At 46.4% G+C, this 11,818-nt stretch carries 10 protein-coding genes and 3 pseudogenes; 3 read left to right on the top strand and 10 right to left on the bottom strand.

Annotation, left to right across the window (positions count from 1 at the left end; translation table 11 throughout):
• Nucleotides 1-13 precede the first annotated feature (13 nt).
• Together MHI45_RS02610 and MHI45_RS02615 are read right to left on the bottom strand one after the other, a co-directional pair.
• A complete protein-coding gene (locus MHI45_RS02610) occupies nt 14-1,396 on the bottom strand; it encodes an amino acid permease (RefSeq protein WP_076111165.1) in 1,383 nt (460 codons plus the stop codon).
• Between the two features lie 113 nt (nt 1,397-1,509).
• On the bottom strand, nt 1,510-1,635 hold the full coding sequence (locus MHI45_RS02615) for a hypothetical protein (RefSeq protein ID WP_341118892.1): 126 nt from the start codon (nt 1,633-1,635) through the stop codon (nt 1,510-1,512).
• Between the two features lie 147 nt (nt 1,636-1,782).
• Here MHI45_RS02615 and MHI45_RS02620 point away from each other — a divergent pair, with 147 nt between their 5' ends.
• The gene (locus tag MHI45_RS02620) at nt 1,783-2,709 is read left to right on the top strand and encodes an L-lactate dehydrogenase (protein ID WP_038592719.1); all 927 of its coding nucleotides are present in this window, start codon (nt 1,783-1,785) and stop codon (nt 2,707-2,709) included.
• Nucleotides 2,710-2,940: 231 nt separating this feature from the next.
• Here MHI45_RS02620 and MHI45_RS02625 read toward each other — a convergent pair whose 3' ends face one another.
• Nucleotides 2,941-3,912 (bottom strand): glycoside hydrolase family 113, encoded by a 972-nt coding sequence (locus tag MHI45_RS02625; protein ID WP_076111166.1) that lies wholly within the window; start codon nt 3,910-3,912, stop codon nt 2,941-2,943.
• A gap of 648 nt (nt 3,913-4,560) precedes the next feature.
• Nucleotides 4,561-5,265, bottom strand: a complete 705-nt coding sequence (locus MHI45_RS02630; RefSeq protein WP_341118893.1) for an IS630 family transposase — start codon at nt 5,263-5,265, stop codon at nt 4,561-4,563.
• 315 nt (nt 5,266-5,580) lie between these two features.
• Here MHI45_RS02630 and tnpA point away from each other — a divergent pair.
• A pseudogene (gene tnpA, locus MHI45_RS02635) lies at nt 5,581-6,000 on the top strand (IS200/IS605 family transposase).
• Between the two features lie 25 nt (nt 6,001-6,025).
• Nucleotides 6,026-6,481, top strand: coding sequence for a DUF3852 domain-containing protein (locus MHI45_RS02640; RefSeq protein WP_341118894.1), 456 nt, complete (start codon nt 6,026-6,028; stop codon nt 6,479-6,481).
• Nucleotides 6,482-6,561: 80 nt separating this feature from the next.
• On the opposite strand, the gene MHI45_RS02645 is transcribed toward MHI45_RS02640, so the two are convergent.
• The 6 genes and pseudogenes from MHI45_RS02645 to MHI45_RS02670 all read right to left on the bottom strand — a co-directional run bounded on the left by MHI45_RS02645 (nt 6,562) and on the right by MHI45_RS02670 (nt 11,694).
• Nucleotides 6,562-7,254 (bottom strand): alpha/beta hydrolase, encoded by a 693-nt coding sequence (locus MHI45_RS02645; protein ID WP_038592726.1) that lies wholly within the window; start codon nt 7,252-7,254, stop codon nt 6,562-6,564.
• A gap of 146 nt (nt 7,255-7,400) precedes the next feature.
• Nucleotides 7,401-8,513: pseudogene (locus tag MHI45_RS02650) on the bottom strand (IS630 family transposase).
• Between the two features lie 84 nt (nt 8,514-8,597).
• On the bottom strand, nt 8,598-9,281 hold the full coding sequence (locus tag MHI45_RS02655) for a hypothetical protein (protein ID WP_076114124.1): 684 nt from the start codon (nt 9,279-9,281) through the stop codon (nt 8,598-8,600).
• A gap of 130 nt (nt 9,282-9,411) precedes the next feature.
• Nucleotides 9,412-9,813, bottom strand: a pseudogene (locus tag MHI45_RS02660) (VOC family protein); the annotation flags it as partial.
• Complete coding sequence (locus MHI45_RS02665) at nt 9,798-10,727, bottom strand: tyrosine-type recombinase/integrase (RefSeq protein ID WP_076114123.1); 930 nt, start codon at nt 10,725-10,727, stop codon at nt 9,798-9,800. The gene MHI45_RS02665 and the pseudogene MHI45_RS02660, both read right to left, overlap by 16 nt.
• Before the next feature lie 31 nt (nt 10,728-10,758).
• On the bottom strand, nt 10,759-11,694 hold the full coding sequence (locus tag MHI45_RS02670) for a LysR family transcriptional regulator (protein WP_076114122.1): 936 nt from the start codon (nt 11,692-11,694) through the stop codon (nt 10,759-10,761).
• Nucleotides 11,695-11,818: the final 124 nt, after the last annotated feature.

The following is an 11,818-nucleotide window of genomic DNA, read 5'->3' on the forward strand; positions in this document are numbered from 1 at the left end:
CTTCTGTTATCGTTTATTTTTGATTCAGTTTGCTGTTTTTGTATCCGTATAGAAAATAGATCAGTAGTCCGACAGCCAGCCAGATGACAAAGCCGATCCAAGTCTCTCTCCCCAGATTATACATTAAATAAGCGCAGGTTGCCGCACTAAGCAGCGGGATGTATGGCACCCAAGGCACCGTGAACCCTCTCTTCAGATTCGGATGGGTACGGCGCAGTACAATTACACCCAAGGATACCACGAGAAAAGCGAAGAGTGTCCCAATGCTGGTCAGGTTAGCCAGCCGGTCCAGTGGAACAAACCCGGTGAGCACAGCGATCAATCCGCCGACCATCCAGGTGCTGCGCACGGGGGTATGCGTCTTGGCGCTTACCTTGGACCAGCTTTTCGGCAGCAGCCCGTCCCGTGAGATCGCGAACAAGAGACGGGTCTGGCCGAAGAGCATAACAAGCAGAACTGTGGTCATCCCGGCGATAGCGCCTACAGAGATTAGACCGGCAATCATATTCTGGTCCACGAATCGCAGGGCGTAGGAAACGGGATCACTGACATTCAGGCTTTGATAAGGCACGATCCCTGTCAGAACCAGTGAGACAGTAATGTACAGCACGGTACAGATTGCAAGGGATGAAATGATTCCGATAGGCAAATCACGCTGCGGGCGCTTCACCTCTTCCGCTGCAGTCGATATGGCATCAAAGCCGATATAGGCGAAAAAGACGGTAGCCGCCCCATTCACCACCCCATGGAAGCCAAACGGTAAAAATGGCGTCCAGTTCTCCGGTTTCACATAGAAAAATCCCGTAACTATGAAGAGAAGCACTACAGACAGCTTAATCACAACCATAATTGCATTAAAGCGGGCCGTTTCCTTGACTCCGCGGGTCAACAAATAGGAGATCAGCAAAATAATGATCATGGCGGGCAGATTTACATAAGTGTCTTTGTCCGCATTATAAGCCCCGGAGAGTGCTGTGGGCAAATGCAGGCCGAAACCATCCAGCAGGCCCTGGAAGTAGCCTGACCATCCGCTGCTTACCGCCGCTGCCGCAACCCCATATTCCAGCACCAGATCCCAGCCCAGAATCCAGGCCAGCAATTCGCCGAAAGCGACATAGCTATAGGCATAAGCGCTGCCGGACACCGGGAGCGTTGAAGCAAATTCTGAATAACACAGTGCGGACAGCACGCAGGCAAACCCGGCGAGAATGAAGGAGAGCACAAGGCCCGGCCCGGCATGCTCCGCGGCTGCGACTCCTGTCATAACAAATATCCCGGTGCCGATAATGGCCCCTACACCAAGTGTTGTAAGATCCAGCGCACCCAGTGTCTTGCTTAGTTTAGCGCCATCGGCGCTTTGAGGCGCGGTCAGCGGTTTTTTGCGGAATAAATCCATTCTTAAATTCTCTCCTGTCGATGAAATGAGTGTAGAACTCCTATGGTGCCGTGGTTAGCAGCTTCATGCCCAGTCCGATAAAAATTGGCCACTTTGGGAGTGCACCGGCAATCTTAAACAGGGTGAACTGCTACGATGATGTCTTCACAATGATTGACAATCCCAGTGCCGGACCCGGAATAAGTTTTCAGCAGAATGCCAGCCCCAAGATACATAAATAGTGCAGCAATACTAAACATAGCTACCTCCTCTCTGCGAAAGCGCGTTGTTAGCTTGCCCGTTTTCGGGTAATGGATTAAAAACAAGCTGCTTGAAAACACTAACTCCAGAGCTTATGATGGATAAGATTGGACACAAAAAAATCGAAATTCGGAGGAGATGGAACAATGGCCCCCCCATTTAAGCCCAATCGTGTCGTAGTTATCGGTACCGGTGCAGTCGGTACAACAACCGCATATACGCTGCTTCTGCGCAGACGGATGCCTGAATTGGTACTAATCGATGTTAATCATCAGAAAGCGCTGGGTGAAGCGCTGGACATGAACCACGGCATGCCGTTTGTCGGCGGTGTAAAGCTGTGGGCAGGAACCTATGAAGATTGCCGGGAAGCGGATATTATTATCGTAACCGCCGGCGCCTCCCAGAAGCCGGGTGAGACCCGGATTGATCTTCTGCGAAAGAACATCGCGATTTTTAAAGATATCATCCAAAAGATTACGAAATACAATCAGCATGCCATTCTGCTGATTGCTACGAATCCGGTAGATATCCTGGCTTATGCCACTCTTAAGATCAGCGGTTTCGACCGCAGACGGGTCATCGGTTCCGGCACAGTGCTCGACAGTGCGCGGTTCCGCTATTTGATCGGTCTTCATAAAGAAATAGATCCCCGCAGCATTCATGGTCAAATTATCGGTGAACACGGTGACTCCGAGCTTCCGGTATGGAGCCTTGCCAATGTGGCCGGTATCGATTTGGGCTTTGATGAAGCGGAACGCAAGGAGATCTTTGAAGACACCAAGAACGCCGCCTATGAAATTATCGACGCCAAAGGTTCTACCTCATATGCGATTGCTCTTGCCCTGGACCGGATCGTGGTTTCGATTCTGCACAATGAAGGCGCTGTGCTGAATGTCTCCACGCTGCTGAACAACTATAACGGAGTTTCGGATGTGTTCCTCGGTGCTCCATGTGTTGTTGACCGCTCCGGCGTTCGCGAAGTGCTGGATCTGCCGCTGAGTGAAGACGAAAAGGCAATGTTCCAGAAATCTGCAGAGAAGCTTAAAGCGGAAATTTCCAAGCTTGAATTGTAACCATTTTACTGGTTAGCACGGGGCTGTCCTGGTCATTTCGATGACCGGGACAGCCTTATTTTATGCTTACGGCACGCAAAAGAAACCGCCCTTCAAGCGGATGGAATATTAACCCCGCGAATAGAAGGACGGATTTTCCTTAAGTACTATAACATGAATCTTTTTTGCCTGACAATGACATTAATTTAATGCTTAAAATTTCCAAGAGCGTTCTGGACCCTTGAGACAGAGTTATTTTGTGACTGGCAATTTGTAATACTCTTTCAGCACTTGCTCCGCTTCCTTACCATAAATATCAAAACCATTGTTGGACGAAGCCTCTTCCAGAGCGTAGAGCTTTGTGCTCCAATCCCACCAGAAGAAACCGGCGAACCAAGGCTCATTCCAAAAGGTTTCAAGTGCCGAACGATAAAAGTTAGCCTGCTCACTTTCCGAATGAGGCAGATCCTTATGCGTAAAGTCCCACGGCATAGTGGCACAGCCGAGTGCGCTGCGGCAGCCAATTTCGATAAAAACAAGCGGCTTGTTGAATCTTTCGGCTAAAGCCTTAAGCCGGGGTTTCTGCTTCTCCCAGGCGGTGAGCATATTCTCATAGGAATCCCCTGGCACAGAGGCTACAGGATAATATGCGCTGGTTCCGATGAGATCGACCGCATCCAGCCACTGAATCCCTTCTTCTTTGCCATGATTGGCATTGTAAACGATGGGGCCGGTATACAGGCTCTTCACCTCACGGATAACTTCCCGCCATTCTGCTTCCCTATATTCTGTAGCTACCATTTCACAGCCGATACAGAACATTTCGCAGCCCAGCTCCTCTGCAAGCTCCGCATAATGCTTCAAGAAATTCGTGTAGGACTCGAACCAGGCTGCCCAATAAGCGTCTCCATCCTCAGGAAAGCCGATTCGCGCTCTCCAAATCCCATCTCTGGAGTTGACTACAGGCTTCAGGCAGACCTTCAGGCCCTGCTCCTTCGCATTCCGCACCGCATGTTCGATATCCCGATCTGTCGGTGTGTAACCGTAATCAAAATGAATATCTGTTGAGAACACTGTATCCTGCCAGGTCCAGAAGGACAAAGCGATCCACTCACTTCCGGTATCAGCCAGCTTTTTCATCGAATCCGCAGCATAATCTTTCCGGTACTCTCCTCTTTTTGTTTCCCAGCCATAAGTCATTCCTTTATAAAAAACTTCCTTCATCCCCACGTCCTCCTACTAATTTAGTAATAACATGTTATTTCGTGTACCGATAACCTTAAATAATTACCAGCTATATTAAAGCCTCAATAACAGTTAGAATAAATCAAAAACAAAATAATAACAAGTTGTTTTTGTTATTGAAGAGAAGCCTTAACCACATGAGTCATTTAGCGGCATCTGGATAACAGCAGAGGAAAAGAATTGTACACTGAACTTTACGGGCTGCCCCCCTTTTCAAGTTAGCAATTGTGCAAAAAGAGACATAGTTAACTTAACATTAGTTATGTTAACTATTATTCTGGATTTATGCCTTTTACCAGTGCTTCTGATGTAGAAAGAAAATTAAGCATTAGACAAGCCCCCACTAAAAACAGCGGCAGCTGTGGACGATAAAGTCCTGGGTTGTACTTTATTGATTCGGATATCTTTGATCCACTTGTTGCGACGTTTGTTATTTTACTCACCTTCTAATAAATTGCATAATAGAAACACTTTATTTATAAGGGTTTAAGATGTTGATACAACATGACTTTCATGTGGTTTAACAGGAGAAAGGAGGAGAGAAGAGTGCAGGCTTTGCAAGTAACATGGAAAAAGCACCCAAACTCAGGCGCTTTAAAATAAGCTAGTGCTCTATCCGGCTAGTAATTAAAGAATAGTTGGATATAAGCGTTTCAATTTGATTCTCGCGTCTTGAGTGGTGAACTGCCAGTTTACTTTCGAGCCTGCTGCGTTGCGTTGCTGTGTCCAAGTACTTACTTGTTTTTTGAAACTTTCCATATCAGGAAGTGGTTTTTCCAGGGCTTGCCGCGACATAATGCCAATTTCAATTTCCGCCATATCCAGCCAGCTCCCATGTTTTGGCGTATGATGCCATTCAAACCGATTCGCAATACGGTGAGCTTCCTCCGGTGAAAATGCCTTATAGAGCGAGGCAGTCGAATGCGTATTGAGATTGTCGGTGATCAGGACCACTTTCTTGGCATGCGGGTATAGGACATCCGATGTATACTTGAGCACCTGGGCGAAATCTACAGCTGTCCGGGTTGTGGTGACGATGGTTTCACGTTTGCCCGCAAGCGGTTCAAAGATCTTAAAGACATCGGCAACGCCGTTACGCTCATACTCCGAATCCACTTTTTCAGGCTGACCCGACGCACAGGAAATTCGGGTTTCTTTGATCAGTTGCTTATTGGTTTCATCGATGCAAACAACCGGACGCTTGGGATCATAGGGACGCTGATAGACATCCAGTACATCCTCCATTTTGGCTACAAATTCTGCACTGGCTTCTGGAATGCACCATTCCTTGACGAGCCACGGTTTAATCTCGTTTTTTTCATAATTTCGCAAACGGTGCTGTCGGTTATATATTCGACCACCTCCAGCCGAATGAGTTCATCCGCGATGGCTTTGTATCGTCCAGCGCGAACGCCCATCCGGTGGCGCGGAGCAGGCGATGGCACAAATTCTCGCTTCGATCTCACCCGTTACCTTACGATGATGGTTTTCTTGTTTCTTTCTGCCTAACTCAAATATTAAGCCCCAGGCTATGCCTGGGAAAACTGAACAGGAAGTACCGTGAGGCATGATGAAAGAAAGTCCCCGTTTGCTATACTGAGAAATGGTTTCGCCAGCCAAATTCTCAAGCAAAGGGGGACGCTACCCATGGGTGGTAGCAGTCTAGCCCACACCCGGTGGGATTGTAGTTGTCCTATCATATTCATCCCAAAATTTCGTCGAAAAGTCTTCTTCAAGGAGATCAGGAAAGAAGTTGGGGGAAATTCTAAGGACGTTATGTGAGTACAAGAACGTAGAACTGGTAAAAGGGAGCATCAGTGCGGATCATGTGCATATGTACGTGAAGATACCACCGAAATTGAGCGTATCCGAATTTATGGGATATCTCAAAGGCAAAGCGCACTGATGGTGTTTGATCGCTTTCCAGAAATGAAGCAAGGGAGCGGCAGACACCTGTGGGCAAGAGGATATTTTGTGAGTACCGTCGGCATTAATAAAGATGTGATTCGAGAGTATATCCAAAAGCAGGAAGAAGCAGATATCATCGAAGACAAAGCACGAAAGTAACCCCTTCCAGGGGTAGCCCGTAATCATGGCTGGCGAAACCGCGCCTTTAGGCGCAGCCAGTACAATGCCCCTTATAGGGGCGATATCAAGCCACCCGTTGAACGGGTGGTTCTGTGACTTGGAGGGAGGAAATCCCGATGAAAGCAAAACGAAAATGGCTGGTATTGCTGGAACGCTGGTGCTGCTGGGTTTGCTGTGCTTCTGCGTGGCAGCGTATGCTGCTCCGTCCGGAGATGTGTCCAGAGCCATTGAAAGCACCTGGAACGATGCCTCGGCCCAGATCAAATCCGTCGTCAATAAAGTGGAGTTTCCGGCCATCGACCTGATCCTGGCGGTGTTTTTCTTCGTCAAGCTGGGGACGGACTATTTTGATTACCGGAAGCACGGACAGTTTGAGTGGGCGGCGCCCGCTATCCTGTTCGCCTGCCTCGTGTTTATGCTGACGGCGCCTCTGTACATTTGGGGGATTTTGGGGATGTAGCAAAAAATAGATCGAATTCTTATAGTCAAGGATTCGGTCTGTTTTAATTAGGATTTCAAATCCGTATTATGCTCATAGTCTCATATATTTTCTTCAAGCCATGCATGAACTATCTTTACATCCTCTTTTTGCATAAAAGGATGATCACTATTTTGAGAGATTTCCAACTTGCAATCATGTGATTTCGCGAAGTCCTTAACAATTTCCAGAGATTGCATACTGTCTTTTCTGCCGTAAAGGATTGAAGTTGGAATATTCCATTTTTTAACCGGATGTTCCTTTACAAACTTATAATAATCCCAACGCAGCAAATCAACAGAGGTTACAATCTCTTTTTGTATGCGTAGTTGTTCTTCTGTCACATCAAACCAATTAAACATCTGTTTAATTAGATATTCCATGTTTAATACAGGTGATTGGAACAGACAATTGACAAAATTACTATTTGTGTAAGCATTCAAACTGAAATACGCTCCCAAACTGCACCCAAACAAAGAAACATGATCCCAATTTGAAAAGGCATAGTCTCCAATTAGAGTAAGGTCATTAATGCCATTCCAAATGTCACAACGATAACTACTGTCCTTTCGTTCCCCGTGTTCAGGCAAATCGAAACTTAGCGTTTGATATCCTTTTTTCACAGCGATTTCAGCAAAATCTCTAGCATGTTCTTTGCATGACATTTTGCCATGAACATGGACATATACCTTGTCTGATCTATCACCCCAAATAATGGATGGGATGTTGCCAATTTTTATATTTTGAATTTTCATAGATACCTCCGACTGTTGAGGCATTACCCTCCATAGATTTCTGATTGTTAAGTTGCATGATCTTTTTAATTCTCCTTTCTCGACCTTTTATTTAAAAGAAATAAGCCGCAAAATATAAACAGACTAGTGCTCTATCCGGCTAGTAATTAAAGAATAGTTGGATATAAGCGTTTCAACTTGATTCTCGCGTCTTGAGTGGTGAACTGCCAGTTTACTTTCGAGCCTGCTGCGTTGCGTTGCTGTGTCCAAGTACTTACTTGTTTTTTGAAACTTTCCATATCAGGAAGTGGTTTTTCCAGGGCCTGCCGCGACATAATGCCAATTTCAATTTCCGCCATGTCCAGCCAGCTCTCATGTTTTGGCGTATGATGCCATTCAAACCGATTCGCAATACGGTGAGCTTCCTCCGGTGAAAATGTCTTATAGAGCGAGGCAGTCGAATGTGTATTGAGATTGTCGGTGATCAGGACCACTTTCTTGGCATGCGGGTATAGGACATCCGATGTATACTTGAGCACCTGGGCGAAATCTACAGCTGTCCGGGTTGTGGTGACGATGGTTTCACGTTTGCCCGCAAGCGGTTCAAAGATCATAAAGACATCGGCAACGCCGTTACGCTCATACTCCGAATCCACTTTTTCAGGCTGACCCGACGCACAGGAAATTCGGGTTTCTTTGATCAGTTGCTTATTGGTTTCATCGATGCAAACAACCGGACGCTTGGGATCATAGGGACGCTGATAGACATCCAGTACATCCTCCATTTTGGCTACAAATTCTGCACTGGCTTCTGGAATGCACCATTCCTTGACGAGCCACGGTTTAATCTCGTTTTTTTCATAATTTCGCAAACGGTGCTGTCGGTTATATATTCGACCACCTACAGCCGAATGAGTTCATCCGCGATGGCTTGTATCGTCCAGCGCGAACGCCCATCCGGTGGCGCGGAGCAGGCGATGGCACAAATTCTCGCTTCGATCTCACCCGTTACCTTGCGATGATGGTTTTCTTGTTTCTTTCTGCCTAACTCAGCTTCCAGTCCCTCAAATACAAAGCGTTTCGCTATACGTGGTATGTGTCTCACTGTATGCACTTTGAATGCGATTATACGTCCACTCTGTGTTTTCCGGGCGTTGGTCCAGCTTCAGCAAAATTTGCGCATGCTTGATGCGGTAGCCTTTTCCACCTTTCTGTACGAGTTTCTGCAAGTCATCGCGCTCTTCCTCTGTCAGTGTAACGATATATCGCGGCATCGGTATAACCTCCGCTTATGTTTGGATAATTATACCACCAACACGCAGAACTCCCACTACATTTTTCCGCCGGATGGAGCACTAGTATATTTATTTGATTTTCGAAAAATCAACTTTATAAGTTACTGAAAACTCTTTACCAGTATAAAGATAAATTAATTCTGCTGGCTTACTGAAATCAATTTTATTGATATCAAAATCTGCAATTAATAATTTTTTATAAGCTGGTGAATCAGGCCAAGAAGAGGTATGATCTGCCGATTCGTTTAATCCAACAATTTCTAGTGGCTGATAAAATTTTGAACCCTGTTTTAAAACAATGTTGAGGGAGTTTGCAAAATCAATGTCATCACCAAATGCTATAACTCTAAATGATAGCACATCAATCTGTGCAAACATCTTTGTAATATCTTTTGCATCTGCTAAAGTAAATTCTTTGTATTCATCAGCAGCAAAATAGGCCTCACTCGCAATCAAAGAATACGGAGTGACAAGTGTTGTCACTGGTTGCAAGAATTTCATTTTATCATATAGAATAGGGAAGGATTGACTCTTAGAATACTTGAAATATGTCTCATTACCGCCTAATCCAATTTTTATTGCATTTTTCATCTGTTGGTCGGATAGGTTGAAAATATTCCCTTTTATTGTTTTGCTAGACAACTTTTGGGTTGTTGTAACCTCTGTCTTTTTAGAACTAGAGGTTGGCTCAGCAAACACCACAGAAGAGCATAGTAGAGAGGTCGCCAAAAATACAGTTGCAACTTTCTTCAAGTTAAAAACACCTCATTCTATGTAATGATTCCATATTGCACCAATTTAAAATACTGGTATTTAGTTTCGGCACAATCTAAAAATCAGTGTTGATTTTTTCAAGCAGATAAGCGATGCCGATTGCATTCGTCTAAAATTCCAGCTTTGTACCGTACTTGCATGCGCTCTCCCTTACAATCATTCTTTTAGAAATCGGATGGTCCTCCTTCAGCTCCAACAGATCCCAAAGATTTCCGTATAAATCCTTAAAGACAGCAACTGTCCCGTACGATTGTTCTTGCGGCTCCCTTACAAATTCAATCCCCTTTGCATTCATTTCCTGATAATCTCTCCAAAAATCATCCGTGTTCAAAAACAGAAATACCCTGCCTCCAGCCTGGTTGCCGATAAACGGTTCTTGTTCAGATTTGGATGCTCTCGCGAGCAATATCGTTGTCCCGGTTGAACCAGGCGGGGAAATAACAACCCATCGTTTGTCTTGTTCAGGCTGATAGGTATCCTCAATGACTGTAAAATTCAGTTTTTCTGTATGTAATACGGCTCAAGCTGAACCTGCAGTCTGGACATGGCTTCTTCCTTCTCCCGGCTCGTAATATGCGTATAGACCGTCGTAGTCTGGATGGACGAATGTCCCAGCAGCTCCTGCACGGTACGCAAATCGGCCCCCTTGCGCAGCAGCATCGTGGCAAAGGAGTGACGCAGCTTGTGGCTGGAGTACGGCCGGCGGTGAACCATCGGCACTTCCTGCTGAAAACGGCTAAAGGTATCTGCAGCTATGCCCTGTATTCCCCGTATCGAGAGTCTGCGTCCTTTCTGAGAGATAAACATCGCCTCCTCTTTGCTAAGCCAAGGGGTGAGACGTTCGTTCAAGGCTTGCTGCAGAAAAGGGGCGACATCCTCCGGCACCGGCACATTGCGCCATTTGCGTCCTTTGCCAAATACACGCAGTGTACGCCGTTCTGCATTATAATCACTCAAATTCAGCGTATGAACTTCCCCCACCCGCAGCCCCATATAGGACATCAGTAAGAAAACGGCCAAATTGCGGCTCCGGTATTTGCCTTCTACAGCAGACAAAAACCGCTGCAGATCCACTTCATCCAGATAGACCGGCTCACGGTTTTTTTCGGTTTTGGATTTCTTGATCCCGGCTGCCGGATTGGCTGTCAGCAATTCCAGCTCAATGAGTGCCTTAAACAAGCAATTTACCGAGGCATGCTTGCGGTTACGCGTCGCATCGCTTACCCCGCGTTCACGGACCGAGGTCAGATAGGACACTACTTGAAGCTTTTTAACGGATTCCAGACTTCTGCCATTCAGGCTCCCAAGAAACTCCCGCACATCAGCAAGATAGGATTTTTGTGTGTACGCCGTAAATCCGGCATCCTTCATCCAGATCAGAAAGGCCTCAAGCTCTTCTTCATAGTCAGGCCCCAATTCGTTCATGTATGTCCTCCTCCCCCATGAATTCGACAACCTATTGTACCACAGAATTTAATACACCTTCATTTGTATTTGTACTTCTCCACATTGACGCATGTTTCTCTACCGTCAGCAAAAATTCCTGAAGTGCCGGCGATTTCCATTTCTTTTGATGGTAAACAGTTTGTGTAGCAACCCGCTGCGATTCATCATTCCAGTTGAGCCGGGCCAGCTTACCGGCGGCCAGCTCGCTTCTTACCGAAATCAGCGGCAGGAATGAGATGCCGAGGCCGGACATGACACACTGTTTGATCGCCTCGATACTCCAGAATTCCAGCTTGGGATCGGGAAACACCCCTTGGCTGTTCAAATGACGCTCAAATAAGATCCGGTAGGTACAGCCTGTTTCTGTAAACAGGATGGTTTCATTCTTAAGGTGCTGCGGTTCGACACTCTCCTGCTGCAGCAAAGGATGATCCGGCGGTGCAATGAGCGTCATCTCTTCATGAATCAATGTTTCACTGCACAAGTCTTTATATTCCGCCTCCGGCTGCAGCAGAAAAGCCAAATCCAGCTCACCGGAGCGGACGGACTCTGCCAGCTCCCAGCAGACGCCTGGTTTCAGTGTGATTTGAACCTGCGGATATTGTCCGCGGAATTCCTTAATGATGCCAGGCAGACGGAAGGCGGCCAGCGATTCTGGCGCACCAATCCGCAGGACTCCTGATACCTCATTTTCTGCACGCAGGGCATTCTGGGCCAAAGAGTGCATCCTGTGAATTTCCTGCGCATAAGGCAGCAGGCGGCGGCCGGCATCGGTCAGAATAATTTTTTTGCTGATGCGGTCAAACAAAGGCTGGCCAAGCTCTGCCTCCAGCGCTTGAATCTGCGCAGTAATACTGGACTGGGCATAGTCCAGCTTTTGAGCAGCACGGGTAAAACTGCCTACCTCCACGACTACTAGAAACGTAAATAAATGCCGCGATTCCATATGACTCTCACCAACCTTCCCAGGAGGAATGTATCATCGGTTTTTCGAATGGATAACATTCAAACTTTCCGTTTTTCCTATGGATACATTATCTGATACTCTATAACTAAATACAAGGTAAAAG

Origin of the sequence: Paenibacillus sp. FSL H3-0321 (genome assembly GCF_038002865.1) — a bacterium.
Classification (GTDB): Bacteria; Bacillota; Bacilli; order Paenibacillales; family Paenibacillaceae; genus Paenibacillus_AQ.

What these genes read in the sequence shown, in the direction of transcription:
- MHI45_RS02610 (WP_076111165.1), bottom strand. Translation starts at nt 1,396, where the DNA reads ATGGATTTATTCCGCAAAAAACCGCTGACCGCGCCTCAAAGCGCCGAT.
- MHI45_RS02615 (WP_341118892.1), bottom strand. Translation starts at nt 1,635, where the DNA reads ATGTTTAGTATTGCTGCACTATTTATGTATCTTGGGGCTGGCATTCTG.
- MHI45_RS02620 (WP_038592719.1), top strand. Translation starts at nt 1,783, where the DNA reads ATGGCCCCCCCATTTAAGCCCAATCGTGTCGTAGTTATCGGTACCGGT.
- MHI45_RS02625 (WP_076111166.1), bottom strand. Translation starts at nt 3,912, where the DNA reads ATGAAGGAAGTTTTTTATAAAGGAATGACTTATGGCTGGGAAACAAAA.
- MHI45_RS02640 (WP_341118894.1), top strand. Translation starts at nt 6,026, where the DNA reads ATGGCTGGCGAAACCGCGCCTTTAGGCGCAGCCAGTACAATGCCCCTT.
- MHI45_RS02645 (WP_038592726.1), bottom strand. Translation starts at nt 7,254, where the DNA reads ATGAAAATTCAAAATATAAAAATTGGCAACATCCCATCCATTATTTGG.
- MHI45_RS02665 (WP_076114123.1), bottom strand. Translation starts at nt 10,727, where the DNA reads ATGAACGAATTGGGGCCTGACTATGAAGAAGAGCTTGAGGCCTTTCTG.
- MHI45_RS02670 (WP_076114122.1), bottom strand. Translation starts at nt 11,694, where the DNA reads ATGGAATCGCGGCATTTATTTACGTTTCTAGTAGTCGTGGAGGTAGGC.